Here is a 23,795-nt window from a genome sequence, read left to right as displayed (position 1 = left end):
TAGGTAACTACTCCTGTCTTACAGTTTACTTATCCGACCACTTAGTAAAGGGATGCTTTGCTAAATTAGAGTTGAAATATCTGGGTTCATCAGAAACTTCTTTACCAATCCATTCTGGTAATTCAATAATTTGATTTTCTTTGGTAAGTTCAACTTCTGCCAAAATTAATCCTTGATTTTCCCCAGCAAACTCATCTACTTCCCAAATCAAGCCAGCGAATTCAATTTTGTACCTGGTTTTTTCTATTAGGGGACTATCGCACAAATTATCCAGCATTTCTTGAGCATCTGAGGCAGGAATTGGGTACTCATATTCCTGTCTAGTAAAACCCACAGTTAAGCTTTTAATTGTTAGGTAACCTTGATTACCTACGAGGCGCACCCTGACAGTCGTGCCGTTGCTCGTAGCAATGTAGCCTTGGCGATACACACTGCTAGTACCAAGAACTCGCCATTGTTCACCTGTGACTAAAAATTTACGCTCTATTTCAGTTGCCATAGGTAAAGTTTATTGAATAAAAGTAACAATTAAATCAGTTAAGTAAGCCTTAGTATTAGTTATAAGTTGCGCTATATTTACATTTTCAAGCTTAAGTGGTAATCTCTGACCAAATTCTAAAATACTATTGCCATGATTAGCAAAAAAGGAAGGATTTTCGTCGCCGAGATGATCGGCACCTTTGTGCTGGTTTTCGGTGGGTGTGGCAGTGCGGTTTTAGCAGGAGAAAAGATTGGCTATCTAGGAGTCTCCTTTGCGTTTGGCTTATCCTTGTTAATCATGGTTTATGCCATTGGAGGAGTCTCTGGATGCCATATTAATCCTGCCGTAACGGTTGGTTTGGTATTTGCCAAAAAACTGGATAAGAGTTTGCTACCGTACTACATAATCGCTCAGATTGTTGGGGGAATTATCGGCGGCGGCATCTTGTATTTAATAGCATCAGGAACACCGGGTTTTGATATAAGTGCAGGATTTGCTACTAATGGTTACGGATCACATTCTCCTGGTAGTTACAATTTGGTTGCCTGTGCAATTGCCGAAATTGTTTTAACTTTCTTCTTGTTATTCACAATTATGGGAACTACACACCCTAAATTCCCACCTGGTTTTGCAGGCATTTCTATTGGTCTTTCGCTGGTGTTAATTCACCTGGTTGGTATTCCTGTAACTAATACTTCAGTAAACCCAGCAAGAAGTATTGGTGTAGCTATTTTTCAAGGCGGCTGGGCATTACAGCAACTATGGTTGTTTCTTATCGCTCCTTTTCTGGGTGGGATTCTAGCTGTATACGCTTACCAATTACTCAAACCGGAACTTAAGTCAGATATTAAACCTGAGCTGAAAACTCAAGTTTAACTCGTTAGTTTTGTCCTGTTTCTTTTGAAGTTACCCGACAGTAAAGAATAGGTAAAAATTTTCATTCATCAAAGCAAGAAAGGCGAAATCATCTCGGAGTTATCGCCTTCTTTCTTGTAATTTGCGATAAACATCTCGCACGTCAACCTGATGGTGAGCTAAAGCAACAAGAGTGTGATATAGCAAGTCGGCTGCTTCAGAAGCGATCGCTTCTGGATCATCATCTTTACAAGCCATTACCACTTCTACTGACTCTTCACCAATTTTTTTGAGAATCTGATTATCCCCACCTTTGAATAACTTACAAGTATAGGAATCCTCAACAGGATGATCTCGGCGATCGCAAATTACCTCAAAAACCTGAGACAAGGTATCGGCTGGGGGTGCGGCCTTTTTATCCTCTATCTGATGAAAACAACTGCGTTCGCCTGTGTGGCAGGCAATATCACCGATTTGTTCAACACTGACCAATAAAGCATCACTATCACAGTCATAACGAAGCGATCGCACTTTCTGCAAATGACCAGAAGTAGCTCCCTTATGCCATAATTCGCCACGAGAGCGACTCCAAAACCAAGTTTCCCCAGTTTCCATGGTTTTGTGCAAAGACTCCCGATTCATCCAAGCCATCATCAAAACAGTGCCATCTAGATAGTCTTGTACAATCGCAGGCACTAGTCCTTGCTCGTTGTAGCGAATTTTGTCAATGGGTATGGCTTGGCTGATAGCAGTAGGTTCAGAGGCGGACATACCTTGAGAAACTCCAGTAGGCACTGGGCAATAACTGACCCGTTTAAGATATCATTTTTGATTGACCAACTGACTAAATAGCGCAAATTAGCATTACTATACCTGTGGATCTAGGCTGACAAATCTGGATTCTTTCTGTACAGGAATATTACTGTTTTTGACAAATGGCATAATAAACGATCCTAAGTCTTAATTCACGTTTAACCTTAATCCTGGGACAGAGGTAAAACAATCACATCCAACTGAGGAGGAAGTTTTGGTTATCACCACTTCTTTTACAACCACCAAATCAGAAGAAGTTTTTAATGCAGCCCAGAAGCTGATGCCAGGTGGCGTTAATTCACCAGTAAGGGCCTTTAAATCAGTGGGGGGACAACCCATTGTTTTTGATCGAGTTAAGGGTGCCTATATTTGGGATGTCGATGGTAACCAATACATCGACTACGTAGGCACCTGGGGCCCAGCCATTTGTGGACATGCTCATCCGGAGGTAATTGGAGCACTGCATGATGCTCTGGAAAAAGGCACCAGCTTTGGTGCTCCCTCAGCGCTGGAAAATGTTCTGGCCCAGATGGTCATTGATGCCGTTCCCAGCATTGAAATGGTGCGGTTTGTCAATTCTGGAACCGAAGCCTGCATGGCAATCATACGCCTCATGCGTGCCTTCACAGGTCGCGATAAAATTATCAAATTTGCCGGCTGCTACCATGGTCACGCGGATATGCTGCTGGTGCAAGCAGGTTCTGGGGTTGCTACCCTGGGTTTACCCGACTCTCCTGGCGTTCCCCAGTCGGCTACAGTCAATACTTTGACTGCTCCTTACAATGACCTAGAAGCTGTCAAAGCTCTATTTGCAGCTAATCCTGAACAAATTGCTGGCGTGATTTTAGAGCCAGTTGTCGGGAATTCTGGCTTTGTTACCCCTGCTAACGGTTTCCTAGAAGGCTTGCGGGAACTGACTCAGGAACATGGAGCTCTCCTGGTGTTTGATGAAGTGATGACTGGCTTCCGCATTGCCTATGGCGGTGCTCAGGCAAAATTTGGAGTCACACCTGATCTGACGACGCTGGGTAAGGTAATTGGCGGCGGTTTGCCTGTAGGGGCTTACGGCGGACGCCAGGATATCATGTCGATGGTGGCACCAGCGGGACCCATGTACCAAGCCGGAACCCTCTCTGGTAATCCTCTGGCAATGACAGCAGGAATTAAAACGCTGGAATTGCTCAAAAGACCAGGAACCTACGAGCAGTTAGATAGTATTACGAAAAAGTTATCAGCAGGTTTGCTGCAAATTGCCAAAGAAAACGGTCACGAAGCTTGCGGTGGCTACATCAGCGCCATGTTCGGCATGTTCTTCACCGCCGGGCCTGTTCACAACTATGATGATGCGAAAAAGTCAGACTTAGCCAAATTCAGCCGTTTCCATCGCGGCATGTTGGAACATGGCGTTTATTTAGCCCCATCACAGTTTGAGGCTGGTTTTACCTCCCTGGCTCACACGGATGAGGATATTGAGAAAACTTTAGCAGCAGCAAAGGAAGTAATGTCTAGTCTCTGATTTAGGGAATATTTTGAGCAAGTACCTTGTTAAGGGTCAAAAGAAACTCCAAAGCTTGATGGGGTAAATGCTAAAGAGGCAAGGCGATGATTACCTTGCCTCTTTAAGCTAGTTATAAAAATCTTGATCTTTCTGCAAAAATTAAAGCGGGAGTTTCGCTTTACCGATAATTAGTAAATTGCAGAGCCACAGGTAAATCTTCCTGTTTAAGTCTGTGGATAACTTCTTGCAAATCATCTTTAGATTTACTAGAAATCCTTACTGTATCTCCTTGAATTGAGCCTTGTGCTTTTTTGCTAAACTCGTCTCGAATCAGCTTGGTGATCTTTTTGCCAATATCTTGGCTAATGCCTTTTTTGAGCTTAATTTCTTGACGGACGCGATTGCCACTAGCTGATTCTACCTTGCCATATTCAAAGATTTTTTGCGAAAGCTCACGCTTAGCTGCCTTGGTGCGGAGGATAGTATGAACAGCGTCTAGGGTAAATTCGCTATCGGTATTCACCGTAATTTCTTCCTCACCAAGCTCTAAAGTTGTCTTGGTGTCTTTAAGATCGTAACGGGTGTTAATTTCACGAACAGATTGGTCTACAGCGTTAACCAACTCTTGCCGGTCAAAGTCGCTGACAATATCAAATGAATAATTGGAGGCCATAGAAAGAGATGTTGAACTGCCGAGTTTTGACACTCCCCGCTCTAAAGAGGCGAGGCTATCAAGCTCCTCTACCATTCACGTATACTAACAACTAAAAAACCTTACAGCAGATACTAAGAAGTATGTCATTGTAGTTAGCTATTCACACTCAGAATACTCAGGACGAAAAGGGTAGCGCTGCAAAGAGAGCCAATGGCAAACATTAGCGATCTCGCCAGGGGTACATCGAAAATATAAAATCCTGAATATAGCAGGCGGGTAACTACAAAAGCGATCGCAGCTCCTCCTGCTACAGCAGAGTTTTGCTTAGTTACATAAGCCATCAGCGCCGCTACAGCAAAGATGATAAATGTTTCAAAGGAATTCTGGTGAGCCCAAGTGGCTCGCTGTGCATAAGGAGGCAGTTTATCAAACATGGCGCGAGGTGCGCTGATGTCATATCCCACGCTAAGACGAGCATATCCTACCACCAAAAAAGGTAGATAGATTAGGGCTGCTGCTGCTGCAATACAGAAAAGTAAAATCGCCGAATCTTGTAGATTCATCAGTTAATCAAAGTAGAACAGAGTAACGAGCTTGCGCTGATCTTCCGCCTCTTCACAGGTTTTTAGCAGGGTTCGGCTGTCGTGGAAGGCGAAGCAAATGAGCTGCTGACACCGGGAAACAATTTCGGTGTTACATAAAGCACTAGCTTCCGCCAGGGACAGATGATCGTTATCTGGATTTTCCACCAAATGCATGACCTTTTCCAGCTGCTTACGGGACTCACGCGGCTGGCGCTCTAGGCTTTGAGGCAAAATCACAGTCAGCAGGCTAGCGTCGGCACGCATCGCCCCTCGAATGGCTGCTGAGTTAGTGCCAGTAGCACCAGAGGTCATGAGACGATTGCCGCCAAGAACCAGGGCGTAGCTCATCATCTCGATCAGATTTTGATGGGTAATGGGGACATGGCGCGACCCCAGAATAGCAATCCGCTTAGCACCGGTTTGCTGAATTGTCGCGAGTTCTTGCGCTAAGGTATCTACACCCGAGAGGTCTACTGATTGAGTCAATGACGCTGGTTTAGGCTGAACAACCCAGCTATTTTAGCAGAAGCAGCGGTGGTTGGGACTGGATAAGAGCAGTTTTGGTTCCCAATCTGCCCAATAAATTGAGTCAGACTTTAAAATTTACTGTTTTCCTTTTATCTGTGTTATGATTATAAGCCGTGCGGACGCATAGCTCAGTTGGTTAGAGCACTACGTTGACATCGTAGGGGTCACTGGTTCGAGTCCAGTTGTGTCCATTGTGTATCTCGTGGTCTTACACAACTCATTGTGATGCGATCAGGATTAGAAACTACTTAGGAAGGTACTTTTGCTTTTATAGAGATGTCTATCGTAACTTGACTGAGGTAATGGGGTGCTTAAGCCTGATAGTTGTCAACATAGTTAGGTTTAAGCTCAGTCAAGTCTCAAGAAGCCAGAGATAGTATTCTGTTAAGAAACTCATCTTTTTTGTTGGATTCGTAAATAATTTCGTTCAGGGTGTACATGGTTCCGAAATTTCTGGATTCAGCAACACGTTTAGCGACTTCTTCTGTTACACAACTACATAAATACAAACATTCACATAGAGGATTATTAAGCCTAGTTTTCTCAAAAGATTTCATAGCTGCTCCCAATCTTTCAAGCGCACCACCTGGATCAATACCTGCCTTAATTTCAATATCTCCCCTTACAACACCATTTTTGTCATAAATTGAAATATCTGGCTCACTGCCAAAAACAATAGAACCTTGAGTCGTTAATAATATAACTTTTATATTTATGGCTGACTCTAAAGGTTTTTCGAGTTCTGGAAAAGTTTCACCATTGTTTAGAGTGTATCCTTTAATAATATTTTTATTAAGAAATTCTCTGATTATTAACTTTCTGACCAATAACTCTCCCTCTAATCCTATAGCATTATTCCAAGAACCTTGAATTTGAGTACCAGCACTAGCAAACATCATCCCTGATATTTGCTCTAAGCTAATTCCGTCAACACTTTCAATGAGAATACTCATAAATTCATTGATTAACAAGCATATTTTTTGAACTTTTTCTCTTGAGGGTACTTTGGCAGATTGCTCAATTCCTTCAACGGCAATCGAGAGAATTTGTTTCAAACCTTTTTGCGATAAAAGAGCTACCGAGCGATAATAAGCAAGAAGAGCTGGTTGTTCTTGAAGAATTCTTGGGTGCAAAAATAGAAATAAGGGAGAAATCTCCGATTCACGAATTATGTCCCAAGCACATTCTGCAATACCCCATTCACTTCTATTGTCCCAACTAAAAGCTTCATCTAATTCTGCTAAAGCTTTAATCCTCTTACCAAATTCAAAAAAAGATAACTCATTAAGTTTTCTAAAAAAAGTACTAGAGCGAAGAGTGTAGTGAGCTTTAAGTGCCTTTTTTTCGTTAGGTGTCACTATTCTTTTCTAAAATTTGTCGCTTGATTTCTTCAGCTAGGACTTTGCTAAGAAGTGGAGGAACAGCATTACCGACTTGTCCAAACTGGGTCATCGTGGTTTTTCTCTTAGAGCTATACGAATCTAATCTAACTCCCTTAAACTCCCAATCGTCTGGAAATGTTTGCAGTCTTGCTAATTCCCTCACTGTCAACATTCTATCGAGGTAAGGATGTATAAAATCTCTGTAACCGCTTCTGGTTACTGTTGGAGATGGCTTGTTGGGAGCTAAACGCCGATATGTAGAGCCAAAAGTTTTTTTTGAATTACTAAGTTTTCCTCCAACGGGAACTTCCTTTATCTTCTCAATCGTCGAGGGTGAATGCGCTGTAGTTACGTGGTTTTTTAAGTTAGTCATATCCCAATGCCTGGTTTCTTGCCTTAATTGTTTTCGCTACTCTTTTAGCGGTTTCTGATGGCTCATCTGCTATGGGCAAATTTGCTAAAGCATCATCGACAGTTTTATAATTTGGCTTTAATAAAGGGTATTTTTCTAGAGCATAATGAGTAGCTTGTGGAAACTCAAAGTTTTTATTTATTCTGTTACCTACAAAAAATACCCTCTCACGAAATTGAGGAACACCAAAATCCACAGCATTGAGTTTTTGTGGCTTCTCAACTCTATATTGATATTTAGCACCGGAGTATTCTATCTCTCTACGAAATTCTTCAAGAATAATGCTAACAGCTTTACCCTCATTCCAATTCAATAATCCAGGTACATTCTCCATTACAAATGCTATTGGTAAAGCTTCGCGTACAACCCGAACAAATTCGTAAAAGAGAGTACCTCTAGCATCATGTATACCTTTCCTATTCCCGGCCAAACTGAAAGGTTGACAGGGTGGCCCACCAATTACCAATGCAGCAGCCAAAGGTTTTAGCCCAGCGGCTTCTAAGATTTCCTCACTTGTTACCTGTCTAATATCTTTACAAATTATCGGGGTGTCTTTCATATTAGTTGATAGTGTATCGCAACAAGCGGGATCACTTTCAACACACACACTTATATCAAATCCTGCTTTTTTAAAGCCAATATCTAGACCACCAGCCCCAGAAAATAGACTAATAACTTTTGGGAGAGGTTTACTCATCTGTGCTTAACTAAAATCCTCAACTTGATACAGCGCTTCAGTTTACCAACAACATACTCAAAAGTAACTGAATATAACATTGAAAGCCATCAGACTCTTGATGTGGGAAGTGGCGTTAGTGATAAAAACCGATCGCTCCCTTTGAAAAGCCCTCAGTCAAGCTTGTCCAAGCGAGCAAAAGAGAAGAAAATAGGGTAAGAGTTTTAGAAAAACTCAGTGACCTATTTCCCTACTCCCCAAAAATCGACTTAACTACTCACAGCTAAAACTTCCGGTTGTAACAATTCCGTCAGCAAAGATTCTGGACGTTGATCATAAGGCCAAGCAAAAGCATGGCGGAACGCCGCATCCTGACAAGCTTGCAGTTGCCGAAAATCAATCACATCTTGAGTAAGTAAATTTTCGTACTCAAACGGCAAACGAACATTGTGCAAACCAGCATTATCTGTACAGATAGCAATATCTACACCCGCCTCAAAACAGCGGTCAAACACCACCTTTAGTTGATGTAAATCATCCAACGTGCCAGTCTTCAGGTAAGTAGTAGGACAGACTTCCAGACATTGCTGACGCTCTGCTACCTCCTTTAATAACTCCGGGTAGAGCAAAGGAATTTGAATTCCGTGACCAATCCGCATTAAATAAGGCAACAATTCTGGGTAACAGCCATTTTTGGTTTCATACAAGTGACCCGTAGTTTTTAAACCCAGCGATCGCGCATACTTATATAACCCGACAAATTCATCCAAACGCTCGGCTACCTGAGAATCTCCCCCCGCCAAATCTACAGCGCACACATAATTCTTTGCTTGAGCCGCGAGGTCAACAATTGCTTTATTTACCTCATAAGGTAGCCGCGAGTGCATACACAGGATTTGGCTAGTCAGAATCTGATATTCGCTCACACGACTGGCTTTACCAACAATCTCTACAATCTGAGCCATTTGGTCAATCCGTTCTGATTGACTTAACTCTTCCGGTGTACGCAGATAAGGAGTGTAGCGCAGCTCTAAATAAGCCAAATTCTCAAAAATGTAAGCCCCGCGAATCAACCGATAGATGAAATACGGCAAAGTATCTGCTTTTTGCACGCTTTCTACCAAAGTATGCAATTCTAGATATTCATCGAGAGTATTACGCTCCCTTGTGTAAAATTCCTCAAAATCTGGATACTCAGGAAATTTTTGCCTCAACTCACCATGATGGCGTTGAAAGTACCGCCAAAGAACACGAGGAACAACCGATCCACCTAGATGGCGATGCAACTCCGCATATAAAGTCATAAAACCTCCCCGCTTAGGACGGAAACTTTCTCTAATTGTCCCTAAAATAGGTCTTTGTGAAAGGCTAAGTTGACAGCAGTCACGACCCCTGCCGATAATTGTAGTTTGTGTAAACTTTAACGCTTTTAATAAACCCTTGGCTAACGTTGTTGTAATCGGTGCGCAGTGGGGCGATGAAGGAAAAGGAAAAGTCACCGACTTACTAAGTCGGTCGGCTGATGTTGTCGTCCGTTACCAGGGGGGGGTCAATGCTGGGCATACAGTTGTTGTCCAAGGTCAAACCTTCAAACTTCACTTGATTCCCTCCGGGATTTTATATCCTGATACTGAATGCATTATTGGCTCTGGCACAGTCATCGACCCCGCAGTCTTGATTGAAGAACTAGACACCATTGAATCCCTAGGCATTTCCACCAAAAATCTGCTGATTTCAGAAACAGCCCACGTCACGATGCCTTACCACAGGTTAATTGACCAGGCATCGGAAGAGCGACGGGGAAGCAAGAAAATTGGCACTACTGGTCGTGGTATTGGACCGACCTATGCTGATAAATCAGAACGTGCTGGCATTCGAGTTTTGGATCTCATGGATTCAGAGGTACTCCAAGAAAAGCTCAACTGGACAATTATCCAGAAGAATGTCATTCTAGAAAGGCTTTACGAGCTACCGCCTTTAGATCCGGCAACTGTGATTGAACAGTACCAGTGCTATGCCGAGCGCTTGCGTCCCCATGTAGTTGATAGCTCTCTAAAGATTTACCAAGCCATCGAACAAAAACGTAACATTTTGTTTGAGGGTGCCCAGGGGACGCTTCTCGATTTAGACCACGGTACTTACCCCTACGTAACTTCTTCCAATCCCGTCGCTGGTGGAGCTTGTGTAGGGGCGGGTGTCGGACCGACCATGATTGATCGCGTGATTGGTGTGGCGAAAGCCTACACAACCCGTGTAGGAGAAGGACCCTTCCCGACAGAACTCGACGGCAAACTAGGAGAGTTACTCTGTGAACGCGGCGCAGAATTCGGAACAACCACTGGCCGTCGCCGTCGTTGCGGTTGGTTTGATGCTGTAATCGGTCGTTATGCTGTCCGGATCAACGGCATTGACTGTCTAGCAATTACCAAACTTGATGTCCTCGATACTATTGAAGAAATCAACGTGTGTGTTGCTTACGAAATCGATGGTCAAGGCTGTAATCACTTTCCTAGCAGCGCTCACCGATTTGCCCAATGCCGACCGATTTACAAAACCTTACCCGGTTGGCAAAAATCTACTGCTGAGTGCCGTTCTTTAGAGGATTTGCCCAAACAGGCACTAGATTATCTCAAGTTCCTAGCAGAGTTGATGGCCGTCCCGATTGCCCTTGTCTCCCTAGGAGCTAGCCGCGATCAAACAATCATCATTGAAGATCCTATCCATGGTCCTAAACGAGCGCTGCTAGACGCTAACGGTGCGCCAGTAACCTCGGAAGTTTAACTTTGGTTGTTTGTTGGCAGTAATTCTAACAACCAATAACCAACCCTCACGCTAGCCTTAATTACAAACCCTGAAAAGCAACTGAAATGGAAGTTACTGTTGAATGTCAAAAGCGACCGGAAGGCTCTAAGCCAAAAGCCTTACGCCGGTCTGGTAAAATTCCTGCTGTTCTCTACGGTCACCAAGGCACAGAATCAGTGTCACTGACCGTAAACGCCAAAACAGCAGAAACTTTACTCAAACAAGTTGATGTGAATCTTACACCGATTCAGGTAAGTATTCCTGATCTTCCCTGGAGCGGAAAAGCGATCCTGCGAGAAGTGCAGGCTCATCCTTGGAAAGGAAAGCAACTATATCACCTGAGTTTCTTCTCTCTGGCTAGTCAGGATAGCCTCCAAGTAGTTGTACCACTGCATTTAGTTGGAGAAGCAGTGGGAGTCAAAGAAGGTGGTGTTTTAGAACAGGTGATGACAGAAGTTCAGGTGCAGTGCGCTCCTGATAATATCCCAGAGTCGATTGAGATTGATATCTCTAATATGGAACTCGGATCGAGCTTGCACCTTCATGAGCTCGTTGTGCCAGAAAACCTCACTGTTATGGACGATCTGGAAAGAACGGTGATCAGTTTAGCTGCTCCTCCTGTAATCGCGGCAGAGCCAACGGAACAACAAGAGTCAGCAATGTCAGCAGAGCCAACCGAAGAAAAAGACTAAGGTTGGTTGAGTTACTTATTGGCACCAGGGAGAAATTTCCTCCCTGGTGTTATTTTTTATCTTAGTAACGGAGTACCAGAAAATCTAAATCCTGTTGGCGCAGCGGTGCCTAGCACTTCTTGGAAGCAGCTTACACCATAATTTTTGATTTGCTGTAGGAGGATGTCACTAAAACAAAGTTGAACTGGTAGGCGATCGCATATTTGATAAATTAAAGACAAATCTGGAGAAGCGTGACTTTAGTCCGGTTCGTAACATCCTTTTAGAACCCCCTGTGCTTTAAGCCAGAAGAGGGTCAATCGGCTAAACTTGTGATTGCAAGATTTGCCTGAAAAAAAGTCTTATGACAGAAAACAATAAACAGCCAAAGTCAGCTGATGTATTCGGCGTCGGCAATGCCATGGTGGATATTCTGGCGTTAGTGGAAGATGATTTTGTTCGGGAACATCACCTAACACCAGGTTCTATGACCCTCATGGATACCGAAAAGCAGGGTAAACTTCTCCACGACTTGGAACACCATTCCCTAGAATTGAGTTCTGGAGGCTGCGCAGCCAACACGATGATTGCCTTAGCTCAAAGTGGTGGTAGTGGCTTCTATTCAGGTAAAGTCTCCAAAGACACTAATGGTGAATTCTACCGTCAGGATCTGATTGAAGCTGGAATCCAATTTGATGTACATCCCACTCTGACATCCAGCGGACCGACTGGTACTTGTCTAGTTCTGACCACTCCTGATGCTGAGCGTACCATGTGTACCCATTTGGGAGTTTCTACGACCCTAGCGTCTACTGACATCGATGTAGATCAACTCAGCCGCTGCCAATACAGTTATATAGAAGGTTACCTCTGGGATGCACCCCATCCTCAAAAAGCCAGTCTCGAAACCATGGAGCAGTCTAAGCGTCACGGCGTCAAAGTAGCCTTTACTTTTTCTGATTCTTTCTTAGTAGATCGTTTTTCTGCTGATTTCCACAAGCTGGTTTCTGATTACTGCGATGTACTCTTCTGCAATGCTGATGAAGTGCGCCGCTTCTGCGAACTCGAATCCCTAACAGAGTGCGCTAGCAAAATGGGTGAATTAGTTGATACCGCTTTTATTACCGATGGCGCGAACGGTTGTCTGGTAGTGGAAAAACAACAGGTTAGCAAAGTGTCTGGATTTCCTGTAAAAGCTATCGATACTGTCGGTGCTGGAGATGCTTTTGCTGGTGGAGTACTCTTTGGACTCACCAATGGCTTCAGTACTCTACAAGCGGCTCGTTGGGGCAACTACCTAGCTTCCTGTGTAGTGCAAGTTCACGGTGCTCGTTTAGCAAAAAAATCTGTGGCTGATCAAGTTCAAGCCATTATTGGTAGCTAGGGAAGGACGCTAGTTCTTGTTCAACTTTTCGGGGTGCTTTTCTTTAAGGTTGACCTAATAAGTCAGTGATACTGAATCATCCCTGATCTTCCTCAAAAAGCACTCTCAGCTTGATAAATTGCTCAAAAAACTCTTATTAGCGGTAAAAGGGTTGATAGAAGCTAATTTGTGGGCAACGGCAGTGAAACAAAAAAGCAATATTTCTTGCCTAATCGAGCAGATGAAGCAGCCAGGGTTTTATCCTCACCCTGTCGAGGAACCAATTAAGCTGATTCAAACCCATATTTCCTACGTCTTTCTCACAGGTGATTACGTCTACAAAGTTAAGAAATCAGTAAACTTTGGCTTTCTGGACTTCTCAACCTTGGAACTTCGAGAGCATTTTTGCTTAGAAGAATTGCGGATCAATCAACCTAACGCACCTGAGATTTACCTAGAGGTTTTGCCAATCACTAAGACTGGCGAAAAGTTTTTCCTGGGTGATCAAGGAACTCCTGTGGAATATACGCTGAAAATGTGTCAATTTCCCCAGGATGCGCTGTTGCTCAAAATGTTCGAGCAAGGGAAGCTTACAGAAGCTCATCTGGAAGAATTGGCGCGAGTTGTTGCCCACTTCCATACCCAAGCAGCAACGAATGATTATATCCGTAGCTTTGGGGAACCCGCTAAAGTGCGTGAGGCGATTGAGGAGAATTATCAGCAAACGGAAAAGTATATCGGTGAACCTCAAACTCAACAGCAGTATCAGGAAACCAAGCAGTATACCGATACTTTTTTTGCTCAGCACCAGGAATTGTTAACCACACGTCTGCAAAACAACTGGATTCGGGAATGTCACGGAGATTTACACCTGGGAAATATTTGCTTATGGCATGACAAAATGCAGCTATTTGACCGCATTGAATTTAATCAACCTTTCCGCTTTGTCGATGTAATGTACGATGTTGCTTTTGTGGTGATGGATTTGGAGGCAAGGGAGGCTAAAGAGTTAGGGAATGCCTTTTTGAATACCTATGTGGAGCAGACTGGTGACTGGGAAGGTTTACAGGTATTGCCTTTGTACCTCAGTCGGCAAGCTTACGTACGGGCAAAGGTAAATTCTTTCTTAGTGGATGATTCTGATGTCCCGGAACAGGCAAAGCAAGAAGCCGCAGCAACGGCGTCTAAATATTACCGATTAGCTTGGGAGTATACAAAATTTCGACAAGGCAAGCTGATTTTAATGTCGGGTTTGTCGGGTTCTGGTAAAACAACGGTGGCACGGCAGTTAGCCCGACGCTTAGGAGCAATTCACCTTCGCTCGGATGCGGTTCGTAAACACCTCGCTGGCATCTCTTTGGAACAACGAGGAGGAGATGAACTTTACACAACAAAAATGAGCCAAGATACTTACAAACGCTTGCTTGAGTTGGGAATCAAGCTGGCAAGCCTCGGCTTCCCGGTAATTTTGGATGCTAAGTATGACCGTCTCTCGTTGAGAAGAGAAGCTATAGCAAAGGCAAATAATCACAGTTTGCCAGTACAAATTATCTGCTGTACTGCCCCGCAAGAGGTATTACGTGATCGGCTTTTATCGCGCACAGGTGATGTTTCCGATGCCACGGCTGATTTGCTGGAGCAACAAAAAGCAGCCTCTGAACCGTTCACGGAAGCGGAAAAACCACTGGTTACCACCTTGGATACATCCAAGTTTCCTCTAAAATCAGTAATTGAATCGGTTTACCACCTGATGGCAACAAGATGAGTACTAGAAAATCAACTTGGTCGTGATAATAAAAGACAGCTCAAGATTTTGCCGATGGTCGTTGATGGTCATTTCTTTGTAAAAATTATACGGAGGGCGCGTTTTTTCTCCAGCCTGAAGGAGAAAGGATTGACGACGCGCAATTATTAATGCGAAATGCTACGAATGGTTTCTCCCAGGGATTTTCTACCGCACTGCCGCTTTGGCTATTTTTTCTATTCTGTTTTTTCTTTTTGGGGTATCCAGTTCCTTTGAGTATTTTACTGGGTGCTATTGGCGGGTTAGCTGGTGGCTGGATAGTTGGCTGGTGGAACAGCAAAGATGAACAGACTCGAATTTCAGAGTTACAAGAGGAAGAAGAATCAGAGGAAGCCCCAATCAGATTGAAGGGGTTGCGCTCTGCTAAAAAGAAAAGAGATGCCAGTTATAAGAGGCGCTTACTCAAGGCAACATATGATGAGCTTAATCGTAGGATTCGCTATTGAACAATTTGCTCTTTGCCATTTTCTCTTAAGCTGCAACACTCTAGAATAATGTTTTTATTCCTCTCCAAGCTGTTGCCTATTTTCTTCTATCCTCTGGGGCTGGCTTGCATGCTGCTGTTTGTGGCTTTGGTGCTTGCCTGGAGGAACCCTCGGTGGGTGCCAGTACCAGTAGCTTTGGCATTGATCATTCTGTTACTGGCAAGTAACAGTTGGGTTGCTAATAATATAGTTAAATCTCTAGAGTGGCAAAATATCCCCTCAAAAGAATTACCTAAGGCAGAGGCAATCGTTATTTTGGGAGGTGCGACAAGACCAGCTTTTCCACCACGACCAACAGTGGATTTGAAAGAACAAGGCGATCGCATCTTCTATGGTGCCCAACTCTACCGTGAAGGCAAAGCTCCTTTAGTAGTGGCTTCGGGGGGTCGCATTGCTTGGCGCGGTGGGGGCCCTTCAGAATCCGTGGATATGGCACAGATTCTGAAAACTCTAGGTGTACCAGCCTCGGCTATTTTGCAAGATCCAACTTCTCTCAATACCCACCAAAATGCTGTCAATGTGAAGAAAATTCTGGAAGAACAAGGTATCAGTAAGGTGCTGCTAGTAACCTCAGCAATGCATATGCCTAGATCACTGGCAATTTTCCAGCATGAGGGTATTGAAGCTACAGCAGCGCCTACTGACTTCCTAGTAACTAAACAAGAAATTGAAGAAGTTGACAGTAGTAGCCAAGCTTTTCTACTCAGCGCCCTTCCAGATGCTGACCGCTTAGAAAAAACTACTAGCGCCCTCAAGGAGTACCTCGGTAGTATTGTCTATCGCCTCCGGGGGTGGTTGTAACCTAGAGGTTAGTTAGAGATTATCAATCCTATTAGTTCTTAGTGTCTTCATGCGAGAAGAATTACGACAAATTGCCCCCACTCCTCCGCCAGCAGCCGAGATTTTTGCTACATACCAGTTAACTCAAAATTTTTACCAAGAAACCCAATACCGAAAGGCTCACGAAAGCTATTGTGAATGGTATCGGGTGACCGCAGAACGCCACCAACGAGAGTTGCGCAGCATGCGAAACGACCTCAACCTATTTGGTTGGTTCTGTGGTCGCAACCGTTCCCACTAAAGTAAAATTAGGTCGAGTTTGCCTATCTCACGAGGATACGTCCGAAGCTGGAAGCTCAGTCACTTTAGTGCTGAGAGGAAAGCGATAGCGAAGCGGTAGCGAGTCTTCGAGCGTCGGTAGCGGTTTTAACCGCCTACAGTCTGCTTGTATTTCCATGGTTTCCACTGTGATATAAGTGTTGCTCACATGTGAGGTTTTACTGATTTGAAACAATTTCTGACTATAGTTTGCCAGCTTCAACCAAGTCCTGAGCAAGTCCTCAAAATAGAAGAACTGCTCAAAGCTTTTGCTGAGGGCTGCAACTATGCAAATCAGAACGTTAAAACATCGATAACCAGTAAGACAACTATCCAAAACTTGGTGTATCAATCCCTGCGAGAGCAGTTTGGACTGAGTGCCAATCAAGCCGTCAGAGTGTGTGCCAGAGTTGGAGCTAACCGAAAAACAGCAAAGCTCAAAGGTAGACCTGTTAAAGAATTTAAGCCTACCAGTGCTGATTATGACGCTAGGATTTTCTCGTTTAGGGAAAAAGATTGGGCGGTTAGCTTGACACTCCTCAATGGTCGGGAACACATCAGGATTGATGCCGGAAACTACCAGAGAGGAAAGCTCAAAGGTAGAACACCAACATCTGCCCAGTTGTGCAAACACCGTGACGGCAAATACTACATCCACATTCAGATCAAGGATGATGCACCCAATCCTGTTAAAACCCAAAACGTTATTGGTGTTGACTTTGGGCGGCGTGATGTCGCTGTAACCAGCAATGGGGACAAATGGGATGGAACTGGAATAACCAAAGCCAGAGATAAGTTTTCTAATGTCAGAGCTTCTCTCCAAGCAAAAGTCTCTCGTAAACGAGACGCTTCGCCAACGAAAGGCACAAGAACGACTCGAAGACGAGTTAGAAATATCTGGAAACGGCTGTCGGGACGTGAGAGGAGATATCAAACTTGGTTGAACCACACAATTAGTCGAGCAATCATTCGGGATGCCCTGAAGTCTGGTAGCCTTGTTGCTATTGAGGATTTGACTGGCATCCGAAACAGAAGCAATCAGCAACCTCGCAGTAAAACAGAGCGTAGACGCTCCAATTCGTGGGCATTTTATCAACTTCGACAGTTTCTTGAATACAAGGGTATTCAGTCTGGTGTTGAAGTAGTCGCCGTCTCTCCTCGATACACAAGCCAAACCTGCCATCAATGCCTGCGTATTGGCTTGAGGTCTGGAAAGCGGTTTGGGTGTACCAACAAGGGCTGTAACTGGCATGGAGATGCCGATGTAAATGGTTCTGAAATGATTCGTCTCGTGGGGCTGTCCGTAACGCAGCCTGAAGGCTCGAAGATTCTTAGCTGTGAACTCAGTTGGGACTCTTCAGGGCTATTGAAAGCTCCGTGTCTTTAGACCGGAGAAGTTTACACGACTTCTAATTCATCTTCACGGAAGTGCCCAATAAATTTGTCTTCAAATTTGACTTGTACTGGCAGATTGGCACTGACTGGTCTGCCTTTCCACTCCACAATGACTGAACTCACCTGTCCCTCCCGTCCCTGAATATCTAGGGGCTGGTTTTTGTGGGCAGGATGGTGGTAAACAATGACAGATTTCATAACTCGGACGCGATCGCCAACTTTCATAGGTGAAGCTCGTGTTCTCTTTGACAGCCTAAACTCAGCAGGAACATGCCCTGGCAGCCTTACTATTTTTGCACAGCATCGCTCTTTCCTAACTCGGTGATTACCTCGGTATCTAAGGCGATTTTGTGAAGTGAACAGTATTACTCCTAACAAGGGCTTCTAGCATGGGGCTGAGTAAGACTAGATCTACTTAAACAGAAGCGGCAGCAATCAATAAAGCTGGAAGTCGCTCTGGAATCCAATCTTACCACGATGGTTGTCCCCCAGATTAGTTTTTTCTAGAGCCTAGATTTTCTAGCTAACTCTTGAGGGCAGAGATATTAATCTAAATCCTTGTGGGTAAAAGCCTTAGCCTTTTGACCAACGTAAGTAGCCGCAATATGACCCTTACCAGTAACTTGATACTTGTAAGTCACTAATCCTTCTAACCCCACCGGACCACGAGGCGGCAACTTGTGGGTACTAATGCCTACCTCTGCCCCAAAACCGTAGCGGAAGCCATCGGCAAAACGAGTAGAACAATTGTGGAAGACGTTGGCGGCATCGACTTGATTAAGAAAAGTCTCGGCAGCAATTTGGTTTTCAGTGACAATGGCATCGGTATGACCAGAACCGTAGTTGTTGATGTGTTCAACTGCCTCTGTAAGGGAATCTACCACTTTAATCGAGAGAGTTAAATCGTTGTATTCAGTAGACCAATCCGCCTCTTGAGCAGGTGAGATAGTCAAAATTTTGCAGGTTGCCTCGTCTCCTAATAATTTAACCTGGCGTTCAGTAAGAGCCGCTGCTGCCATAGGTAAGAAAGTTGGTGCAATTGCCGAGTGAACCAGGAGAGTTTCAATGGCGTTGCAGACGGCTGGGTATTGAGTTTTCGCATCAACCGTAATGCTTACTGCTTTGTTTAAGTCAGCCGCTTGGTCAACATAGAGATGACAAATACCATCAGCATGACCAAGTACGGGGATTCGGGTATTCTCCTGGATATACTGAACAAAAGAATTGGAACCTCTAGGGATAATCAAATCGAGGTATTTATCTAGTCGCAAGAGTTCCCGTATTTCCTCTCTAGTTGTTAGCAACTGGATAACGGCTGGATCTATTGCTGTTGTTTTTAGTGCTTGGTGAATTACTTTCACCAGAATTTCGCAAGAACGAATTGCTTCTTTACCGCCTTTGAGGATGACACCATTGCCTGATTTAATTGCCAGGGAGGTAATCTGAATCAAAGCATCGGGGCGGGCTTCAAAAATGATACCTAACACACCAACTGGACAAGTAACTCGCTTGAGGATTAACCCCTCATCTAGTTCCCGATGAATTTGCACCTTGCCCACCGGATCCACAAGTTTGCCAACATCACGTACACCTTCAATTGCTGCCAATAACTTGGTTTCGTCCAACTTCAGGCGGTTATACAGTGGTTTGGCAATTCCCTCTGCCTCAGCCGCTTGGCAATCTGCTACGTTCGCTGCCAAGATTTCGGGCATCGCAGTTTCTAAGGCTTGGGCAATGGCTTCAATAGCTTGGTTTCTCAACTCTGTTGGTAATACTGCGAGTTGCCTTGCCGCTTGACGGGTGGCTTGAGCGATCGCATTTAGAGGTAGGGAGGCAACTTGAGGGGCTGTCATGATTAAGGAGTTAATACTGAAAAATGCTGATTTATCTTTAAATCCTAACGGCTGGTCTGGATATTCTGACTAATTTGAGGTTCCGTTTCCTCTGCCTCGTAGTAGCAGTAGCAAAACGACTTAAATTTATTTAGAAATGGGCGATACTGGTTTCGAACCAGTGACCTCTTCCGTGTGAAGGAAGCGCGCTACCACTGTGCTAATCGCCCGCGACTTTTTAATTTAACACACAGCAGCAGCTTTGGCACGGGGTCGCTTTGCGTTTGCGTAGCCTTGCCCTCTTCTCAAGCGTTTGTAGAGCATAGCTGAAGGGCAAATGGGAACCACCCTTGGCATTGCAGTCGATGTTGCTCAAGCCCCCCTGTGATACCCAAAAAACTCAAAATTGAGTGTGTCAGTGGTATCAAACAAGAAGCGTCAAACTTGAACGCGAAAAGGCTGTGTCGCCATTGAAATCACAGAGAGCGGATAATGCTACTTGAAGCATCGGGGTAGGCTTGAACGTTCCAGCTTTAGCGGTTAAGACTGGGAGCAACAGAAGCCAAGTAGTTTCGGAACACCTGGCGGGCATTTTTATGTTCACCAGATGGGGTTAAATTGCAAAGGAACCAGATAGGTTGGCTCTGATAACATCTTGGTTCATCAGTTGCAATTAATCGAGCAAGGTGTTCGCAATTCCAGCCCGGAATTGTATACTCCCAGCTACAAAAAACACTGAGTGCATATTTTAGCCGCTCAATAGTTTGGTTTGGCTCAAAAGTAATATGGTCAATGCCAACAACAAACTTTGCATTTTCTCTTTCAAAAGAACGTAATCCACGACCTGTATCAAAGATATGCCTGTTTGACAAACCGATGCCATAGTGCCAAAAAGGATCGAACGGGTTTTGCCAATTAAGAAGACGACCATATCGCCTGCTTGATGGATCAATAAAGCGATTAATTTCATCGATTTTCTTATCAATCAACTTTCAAAAACCCTCCAAGAAGTGGCTAGCAGGCTCTACAGTGAAATCTCTGTTAAGGCAATAACAAGGCTGATGATAGCTAATCTGATGCGATTGCCAACTAACTCAAATATTTTACTGGGTTGAGTCTTCGTCAAAGTCTTTCTTAATCTCGCGAATCGCCTCTTCTAAATCTTTGGAATTAAGCCACCCAACATAACCACCAAAATGGCATGTATTTTTGCTATCAAATATATAAACATGATGAATTTTTAACTGATTTATGAACAACCGAAGGCTGCCACTACCATCCTTAAACTTTACGTAAACTGAAGCTTTATCAGTATACAAATCGAAAGAAATATTAGTAATTCCTGGTACTTCATAGAGACGCTTAATTGCCTTTTCCACCATACTTCTCTTTGGTGGTGGTGTAGGTGGTTTGGGTTCATCTTTTTTTGTTTTTGAAGTAAAAGGGAAAAATTTAAATTCAAACATTACTCGAAATCCGTTGTATCTTTTGAGTAAACAACAAGTATTAGTGCGCTATCTCTTTAAGATTTTTTCTTTTCTTGTTGAAAAATAACCACAATATAAATAATTAGTGCTAAGTTAACATAACTTCGCTCATAGCCTGCTATCTCTTATCGGATAACCCTAAAATATACTCGTCTTTACCATGACGCTCCGGAAATTGGGAAACTGAACATCAACTTTCAATCAATTTTCACCAATCCCTCTTCCTGAGCTAGCTTAAGATATCCTGATTACCTTCATACGTAGCTGCACTGTATCCACCATCTAGAGCAAGTTTTTGGTGATTATTTCTGAACCAGTTTGCATTGCCTGCGATCGCAATCTCTTCATGTAATCTCGTACTTTTATAAACCCACTTAACATTTGAATGGGTGATAATAATAAGTTGAACAGTTAACCGCGATCGCATGCAGTCGTTATACCCAAATAAATCTGTAAGGCTTCTGTCTATAGGGTTAAAAACAACGGCTAAACCACCTTAAGTATCTTGCGAATATTCATCCCATAAAGTAGTAGTTTGATGCAGACTCTGATGATTACCATTGCCCAAAATGAGGTGATCTAAAAGAGAAATATTAAGTATTTGCGCTCCTTTCAATAACTGTTCAGTCAAGTTAAGGTCTTCCCTACTAGGTTCCACACTTCCCGTAGGATGATTGTGAGCAATAATCACCCGCGTTGCCCCTTGGCGCAATACTTCTCGGAAAATATCACGGGGATTGGCTAAAGTCTCAGTCGCTGTGCCAATGGTAATTACTTTAGTGCCCAGCAAGCGATTCTTAACATCAAGCAGCAGTACTGCAAATCTCTCCTGAGTTTGCCACATTAAATCGTGACTCAGGGCGGCGGCTGCTGTTGCTGGACTATCAATTACCGTGCGTTCTGTTGGTCTAGTCTGAAACGCCCGTTTTCCCAATTCAACCGCCGCCAGAATCGTTGTTGCCTTGGCTGGCCCGATGCCATGAATCTCCATTAACTCCTGAGGGTTGATGTCTCTTAACACCTCCATCGGGTCACGCTGGTCTTGGCTTAACTGCCGTAAGATATACTGTCCTAAACCTACTGCTGAGAGCTTGCCTTTACCTTGACCTGTGCCCAACAAAATTGCGATTAATTCCGCTGTTGTTAGATTTTTGGCTCCTACAGCGAGTAGTCGCTCACGGGGACGCTCGCTGGAGGGAATATCAGCAATTCTCAGGCTATAAGTCATAGATGCACACTTTATAAGACTCAACCGCAAGGGTCTTATTATTAGTAATCCCTTTTTGCGTCTCTTAAGCTACATCCAGAGCCAAACAAATCAATTTTAAGAACTAAGGGCTGGTAATTGATAAATATTGGCAGCTTTAAGCATGTGATAAGTAATCAGCAACTGCGTGAGGGCTAGAGGGTAGCTTTGGAGTGTTTCTCCTGTTGTCCCTACTAATTTTCCAATGTCTTGATTACCTTCAAGGCTACAGAATTTACCTAGGTAAGGAACATCATTACACAAGATCCGTTCCAATTCTTTGACCTGTTCGCTATTAGCATGACCATCAATTTCTAAAACATCAACCGGTTTACCCATATCCCGGTCAAGTTCTAAGCGAATTGCTGAACTTAAGTGAGACTTATTCGGGTCAAGAATTCTGGTAAAGTCTGGGTGCGGTATGTTAGGTCTGAGTACTAAGCGCACGTTAAGCATAAGGTCACTTTGATCATGTCCCTCCTGGGGTGGGTAGAAACTAACAACAATGTCTGACCACTTGCGTTGGGGACGGATGAATGCCTCTGAATCAGATTCACGCTTCCTTAGCTGTTCGAGAACCTGTTCCTCGGTATAACCACGCTTACGAGTATCGCGATTAACTTTCCATTGAGAGCGTAGAGTTTCTGGTGGGGCCAAATATACTCTGACATCGTAGCAATCGCGTGTCCCGCGAGTAGAATAGCCCAGCAGCCCCTCGACAATGACAAACTTTTTTGGCTTAATGTATTCTGGCGGGTCAAACTCGCCGCTGGTGTGGTTATAAATCGGCTTGAGGATTGGTTGTCCGGTGCGTAGCAGGCTTAGGTGCTGCTGAATAATATCTAGGTAGTTACAGTCGGGATGTAATGCCGAAATCCCTATCTCAGATCGCTGCTTACGGTCGTAGCGGTGATAATCATCTGTACAGATTACTGTAACCTCTTCTGCCCCTAGTACTTGAGCAATTCCCCGCGTCAGGGTGGTTTTTCCTGCGGCGCTATCACCGACGATGCCAAGAATGATGGGGCGATTAGTCATGGTTTTTCTTGCAGCTGGGGCTGGTTGCTAGAGATGATATCCCGAATAGCTTTAATTCTAGGAGGGAAGGGGAAGCGAATCAATCCCACTAATCTTCTAACTAGCAAATGATCTTCTGACTCAAAGTCAGAAATCACTAAACCCCATCTAGCGATCGCTTACTTATTTTGCCGCAGACTTTTTGGCAATTTCATCAGTCTTGGCGGCCATAATAAAGTCGTTCTTATGCAGTCCAGAAATAGCGTGAGTCCACCAGGTTACTGTCACTTTGCCATACTCAGTAAGCAAAGCCGGGTGGTGCCCTGCTTCTTCTGCTGCTGCTCCCATGTGGTTGGTAAACTCTAGGGCACTCTTGAAATCTGGAAATTGGAAGGTACGCTCTAAGCGAGACTCTCCCTGTGGTTGAATCATTTTCCAGTCAGGAATCTGAGGCTTGAGTTCGCTAATTTCTTGCTGGCTAACTGGTTGCGAGTCTTTGGTGCAAGCCTCGCATTTTTGCTGTGTTAGTTGTGCCATAGAACTCTCCTTCTATTTGTGGCTGTTCACACTGCCTAATTTACGAGGCCCAGTGATTATGAGCATCTATCAAAAGATGGGCGGTACTGGATTCGAACCAGTGGCAGCCTGCTTGTAAGGCAGGAACTCTACCGCTGAGCTAACCGCCCGGTATACGATACTTAGGATAACACG

General features: G+C 44.1%; 26 protein-coding genes and 3 tRNA genes. 11 read left to right on the top strand and 18 right to left on the bottom strand.

What is annotated here, in order from left to right; translation table 11 throughout:
* Positions 1-25 precede the first annotated feature (25 nt).
* Entirely contained in the window at positions 26-499 is a 474-nt protein-coding gene (locus ACT7WV_RS09535) for a CYTH domain-containing protein (RefSeq protein ID WP_445102677.1), read from the bottom strand.
* A 132-nt stretch (positions 500-631) separates the two neighbouring features.
* On the opposite strand from ACT7WV_RS09535, the gene aqpZ reads away from it, so the two are divergent.
* Entirely contained in the window at positions 632-1,357 is a 726-nt protein-coding gene (gene aqpZ, locus ACT7WV_RS09530) for an aquaporin Z (protein WP_445102676.1), read from the top strand.
* A 99-nt stretch (positions 1,358-1,456) separates the two neighbouring features.
* On the opposite strand, the gene hisIE is transcribed toward aqpZ, so the two are convergent.
* On the bottom strand, positions 1,457-2,107 hold the full coding sequence (gene hisIE, locus ACT7WV_RS09525) for a bifunctional phosphoribosyl-AMP cyclohydrolase/phosphoribosyl-ATP diphosphatase HisIE (protein ID WP_445102675.1): 651 nt from the start codon (positions 2,105-2,107) through the stop codon (positions 1,457-1,459).
* Positions 2,108-2,363: 256 nt separating this feature from the next.
* Between hisIE and hemL the strand changes: the two genes are divergently transcribed.
* The gene (gene hemL, locus ACT7WV_RS09520) at positions 2,364-3,665 is read left to right on the top strand and encodes a glutamate-1-semialdehyde 2,1-aminomutase (RefSeq protein ID WP_463424161.1); all 1,302 of its coding nucleotides are present in this window, start codon (positions 2,364-2,366) and stop codon (positions 3,663-3,665) included.
* Between the two features lie 160 nt (positions 3,666-3,825).
* On the opposite strand, the gene ACT7WV_RS09515 is transcribed toward hemL, so the two are convergent.
* The 3 genes from ACT7WV_RS09515 to ACT7WV_RS09505 form a co-directional block, all read right to left on the bottom strand.
* Positions 3,826-4,320, bottom strand: a complete 495-nt coding sequence (locus ACT7WV_RS09515) for a YajQ family cyclic di-GMP-binding protein (protein WP_445105612.1) — start codon at positions 4,318-4,320, stop codon at positions 3,826-3,828.
* A gap of 134 nt (positions 4,321-4,454) precedes the next feature.
* Positions 4,455-4,865, bottom strand: coding sequence for an MAPEG family protein (locus tag ACT7WV_RS09510; protein WP_445102674.1), 411 nt, complete (start codon positions 4,863-4,865; stop codon positions 4,455-4,457).
* Positions 4,866-4,868: 3 nt separating this feature from the next.
* Entirely contained in the window at positions 4,869-5,372 is a 504-nt protein-coding gene (locus ACT7WV_RS09505) for a DNA recombination-mediator protein A (protein ID WP_445102673.1), read from the bottom strand.
* Positions 5,373-5,531: 159 nt separating this feature from the next.
* On the opposite strand from ACT7WV_RS09505, the gene ACT7WV_RS09500 reads away from it, so the two are divergent.
* Positions 5,532-5,605, top strand: a tRNA-Val gene (locus ACT7WV_RS09500).
* A gap of 168 nt (positions 5,606-5,773) precedes the next feature.
* Here the strand turns inward: ACT7WV_RS09500 and ACT7WV_RS09495 are convergent.
* The 4 genes from ACT7WV_RS09495 to ACT7WV_RS09480 form a co-directional block, all read right to left on the bottom strand.
* Positions 5,774-6,772, bottom strand: coding sequence for an XcyI family restriction endonuclease (locus ACT7WV_RS09495; protein WP_445102672.1), 999 nt, complete (start codon positions 6,770-6,772; stop codon positions 5,774-5,776).
* The gene (locus tag ACT7WV_RS09490) at positions 6,762-7,169 is read right to left on the bottom strand and encodes a DNA cytosine methyltransferase (protein ID WP_445102671.1); all 408 of its coding nucleotides are present in this window, start codon (positions 7,167-7,169) and stop codon (positions 6,762-6,764) included. The genes ACT7WV_RS09495 and ACT7WV_RS09490 overlap by 11 nt, the downstream gene beginning before the upstream one ends.
* Positions 7,162-7,905 carry a DNA cytosine methyltransferase gene (locus ACT7WV_RS09485; RefSeq protein WP_445102670.1) on the bottom strand — a complete coding sequence of 248 codons (744 nt, stop codon included), beginning with the start codon at positions 7,903-7,905 and terminating at the stop codon, positions 7,162-7,164. The genes ACT7WV_RS09490 and ACT7WV_RS09485 overlap by 8 nt, the downstream gene beginning before the upstream one ends.
* Positions 7,906-8,153: 248 nt before the next feature.
* Positions 8,154-9,188 carry an adenosine deaminase gene (locus ACT7WV_RS09480; protein ID WP_445102669.1) on the bottom strand — a complete coding sequence of 345 codons (1,035 nt, stop codon included), beginning with the start codon at positions 9,186-9,188 and terminating at the stop codon, positions 8,154-8,156.
* Positions 9,189-9,324: 136 nt separating this feature from the next.
* Between ACT7WV_RS09480 and ACT7WV_RS09475 the strand changes: the two genes are divergently transcribed.
* The 8 genes from ACT7WV_RS09475 to ACT7WV_RS09440 all read left to right on the top strand — a co-directional run bounded on the left by ACT7WV_RS09475 (position 9,325) and on the right by ACT7WV_RS09440 (position 17,494).
* Complete coding sequence (locus ACT7WV_RS09475; RefSeq protein ID WP_445102668.1) at positions 9,325-10,665, top strand: adenylosuccinate synthase; 1,341 nt, start codon at positions 9,325-9,327, stop codon at positions 10,663-10,665.
* Positions 10,666-10,751: 86 nt separating this feature from the next.
* Positions 10,752-11,378, top strand: a complete 627-nt coding sequence (locus ACT7WV_RS09470) for a 50S ribosomal protein L25/general stress protein Ctc (protein ID WP_445102667.1) — start codon at positions 10,752-10,754, stop codon at positions 11,376-11,378.
* Between the two features lie 343 nt (positions 11,379-11,721).
* Positions 11,722-12,741: an adenosine kinase gene (locus ACT7WV_RS09465; protein WP_445102666.1), complete on the top strand. Its 1,020-nt coding sequence runs from the start codon at positions 11,722-11,724 to the stop codon at positions 12,739-12,741.
* Between the two features lie 220 nt (positions 12,742-12,961).
* Complete coding sequence (locus ACT7WV_RS09460; protein WP_463424239.1) at positions 12,962-14,485, top strand: bifunctional aminoglycoside phosphotransferase/ATP-binding protein; 1,524 nt, start codon at positions 12,962-12,964, stop codon at positions 14,483-14,485.
* Between the two features lie 149 nt (positions 14,486-14,634).
* Entirely contained in the window at positions 14,635-14,970 is a 336-nt protein-coding gene (locus ACT7WV_RS09455; protein ID WP_445102664.1) for a hypothetical protein, read from the top strand.
* Positions 14,971-15,018: 48 nt separating this feature from the next.
* Positions 15,019-15,810, top strand: a complete 792-nt coding sequence (locus tag ACT7WV_RS09450; RefSeq protein WP_445102663.1) for a YdcF family protein — start codon at positions 15,019-15,021, stop codon at positions 15,808-15,810.
* A 49-nt stretch (positions 15,811-15,859) separates the two neighbouring features.
* Complete coding sequence (locus ACT7WV_RS09445) at positions 15,860-16,090, top strand: hypothetical protein (RefSeq protein WP_445102662.1); 231 nt, start codon at positions 15,860-15,862, stop codon at positions 16,088-16,090.
* Between the two features lie 204 nt (positions 16,091-16,294).
* Complete coding sequence (locus ACT7WV_RS09440; RefSeq protein ID WP_445102547.1) at positions 16,295-17,494, top strand: RNA-guided endonuclease InsQ/TnpB family protein; 1,200 nt, start codon at positions 16,295-16,297, stop codon at positions 17,492-17,494.
* A gap of 11 nt (positions 17,495-17,505) precedes the next feature.
* Here ACT7WV_RS09440 and ACT7WV_RS09435 read toward each other — a convergent pair whose 3' ends face one another.
* From ACT7WV_RS09435 to ACT7WV_RS09395, 9 genes are all read right to left on the bottom strand, one after another.
* Positions 17,506-17,727: a ferredoxin-thioredoxin reductase variable chain gene (locus ACT7WV_RS09435; protein ID WP_445102661.1), complete on the bottom strand. Its 222-nt coding sequence runs from the start codon at positions 17,725-17,727 to the stop codon at positions 17,506-17,508.
* Between the two features lie 320 nt (positions 17,728-18,047).
* Positions 18,048-19,355, bottom strand: a complete 1,308-nt coding sequence (locus ACT7WV_RS09430; protein WP_445102660.1) for a glutamate-5-semialdehyde dehydrogenase — start codon at positions 19,353-19,355, stop codon at positions 18,048-18,050.
* Between the two features lie 137 nt (positions 19,356-19,492).
* Positions 19,493-19,564, bottom strand: a tRNA-Val gene (locus ACT7WV_RS09425).
* A 303-nt stretch (positions 19,565-19,867) separates the two neighbouring features.
* A complete protein-coding gene (locus ACT7WV_RS09420; RefSeq protein ID WP_445102659.1) occupies positions 19,868-20,323 on the bottom strand; it encodes a hypothetical protein in 456 nt (151 codons plus the stop codon).
* Between the two features lie 114 nt (positions 20,324-20,437).
* Complete coding sequence (locus tag ACT7WV_RS09415) at positions 20,438-20,800, bottom strand: hypothetical protein (RefSeq protein WP_445102658.1); 363 nt, start codon at positions 20,798-20,800, stop codon at positions 20,438-20,440.
* A gap of 517 nt (positions 20,801-21,317) precedes the next feature.
* Positions 21,318-22,049, bottom strand: a complete 732-nt coding sequence (gene radC, locus ACT7WV_RS09410; protein ID WP_445102657.1) for a RadC family protein — start codon at positions 22,047-22,049, stop codon at positions 21,318-21,320.
* A 96-nt stretch (positions 22,050-22,145) separates the two neighbouring features.
* Positions 22,146-23,105 carry a phosphoribulokinase gene (locus ACT7WV_RS09405; RefSeq protein WP_445102656.1) on the bottom strand — a complete coding sequence of 320 codons (960 nt, stop codon included), beginning with the start codon at positions 23,103-23,105 and terminating at the stop codon, positions 22,146-22,148.
* 162 nt (positions 23,106-23,267) lie between these two features.
* The gene (locus ACT7WV_RS09400; protein ID WP_445102655.1) at positions 23,268-23,621 is read right to left on the bottom strand and encodes a 4a-hydroxytetrahydrobiopterin dehydratase; all 354 of its coding nucleotides are present in this window, start codon (positions 23,619-23,621) and stop codon (positions 23,268-23,270) included.
* A 77-nt stretch (positions 23,622-23,698) separates the two neighbouring features.
* Positions 23,699-23,770, bottom strand: a tRNA-Val gene (locus ACT7WV_RS09395).
* Between the last annotated feature and the right edge of the window lie 25 nt (positions 23,771-23,795).

It is taken from the genome of Symploca atlantica LB2515 (assembly GCF_052546295.1).
Note: the sequence above shows the minus strand (reverse complement) of the source record. Positions and strands in the feature narration are given on the sequence as shown.

What these genes read in the sequence shown, in the direction of transcription:
- ACT7WV_RS09535 (WP_445102677.1), bottom strand. Translation starts at nt 499, where the DNA reads ATGGCAACTGAAATAGAGCGTAAATTTTTAGTCACAGGTGAACAATGG.
- aqpZ (WP_445102676.1), top strand. Translation starts at nt 632, where the DNA reads ATGATTAGCAAAAAAGGAAGGATTTTCGTCGCCGAGATGATCGGCACC.
- hisIE (WP_445102675.1), bottom strand. Translation starts at nt 2,107, where the DNA reads ATGTCCGCCTCTGAACCTACTGCTATCAGCCAAGCCATACCCATTGAC.
- ACT7WV_RS09515 (WP_445105612.1), bottom strand. Translation starts at nt 4,320, where the DNA reads ATGGCCTCCAATTATTCATTTGATATTGTCAGCGACTTTGACCGGCAA.
- ACT7WV_RS09510 (WP_445102674.1), bottom strand. Translation starts at nt 4,865, where the DNA reads ATGAATCTACAAGATTCGGCGATTTTACTTTTCTGTATTGCAGCAGCA.
- ACT7WV_RS09490 (WP_445102671.1), bottom strand. Translation starts at nt 7,169, where the DNA reads ATGACTAACTTAAAAAACCACGTAACTACAGCGCATTCACCCTCGACG.
- ACT7WV_RS09485 (WP_445102670.1), bottom strand. Translation starts at nt 7,905, where the DNA reads ATGAGTAAACCTCTCCCAAAAGTTATTAGTCTATTTTCTGGGGCTGGT.
- ACT7WV_RS09480 (WP_445102669.1), bottom strand. Translation starts at nt 9,188, where the DNA reads ATGACTTTATATGCGGAGTTGCATCGCCATCTAGGTGGATCGGTTGTT.
- ACT7WV_RS09470 (WP_445102667.1), top strand. Translation starts at nt 10,752, where the DNA reads ATGGAAGTTACTGTTGAATGTCAAAAGCGACCGGAAGGCTCTAAGCCA.
- ACT7WV_RS09465 (WP_445102666.1), top strand. Translation starts at nt 11,722, where the DNA reads ATGACAGAAAACAATAAACAGCCAAAGTCAGCTGATGTATTCGGCGTC.
- ACT7WV_RS09460 (WP_463424239.1), top strand. Translation starts at nt 12,962, where the DNA reads ATGAAGCAGCCAGGGTTTTATCCTCACCCTGTCGAGGAACCAATTAAG.
- ACT7WV_RS09455 (WP_445102664.1), top strand. Translation starts at nt 14,635, where the DNA reads ATGCGAAATGCTACGAATGGTTTCTCCCAGGGATTTTCTACCGCACTG.
- ACT7WV_RS09450 (WP_445102663.1), top strand. Translation starts at nt 15,019, where the DNA reads ATGTTTTTATTCCTCTCCAAGCTGTTGCCTATTTTCTTCTATCCTCTG.
- ACT7WV_RS09445 (WP_445102662.1), top strand. Translation starts at nt 15,860, where the DNA reads ATGCGAGAAGAATTACGACAAATTGCCCCCACTCCTCCGCCAGCAGCC.
- ACT7WV_RS09435 (WP_445102661.1), bottom strand. Translation starts at nt 17,727, where the DNA reads ATGAAAGTTGGCGATCGCGTCCGAGTTATGAAATCTGTCATTGTTTAC.
- ACT7WV_RS09430 (WP_445102660.1), bottom strand. Translation starts at nt 19,355, where the DNA reads ATGACAGCCCCTCAAGTTGCCTCCCTACCTCTAAATGCGATCGCTCAA.
- ACT7WV_RS09415 (WP_445102658.1), bottom strand. Translation starts at nt 20,800, where the DNA reads ATGTTTGAATTTAAATTTTTCCCTTTTACTTCAAAAACAAAAAAAGAT.
- radC (WP_445102657.1), bottom strand. Translation starts at nt 22,049, where the DNA reads ATGACTTATAGCCTGAGAATTGCTGATATTCCCTCCAGCGAGCGTCCC.
- ACT7WV_RS09405 (WP_445102656.1), bottom strand. Translation starts at nt 23,105, where the DNA reads ATGACTAATCGCCCCATCATTCTTGGCATCGTCGGTGATAGCGCCGCA.
- ACT7WV_RS09400 (WP_445102655.1), bottom strand. Translation starts at nt 23,621, where the DNA reads ATGGCACAACTAACACAGCAAAAATGCGAGGCTTGCACCAAAGACTCG.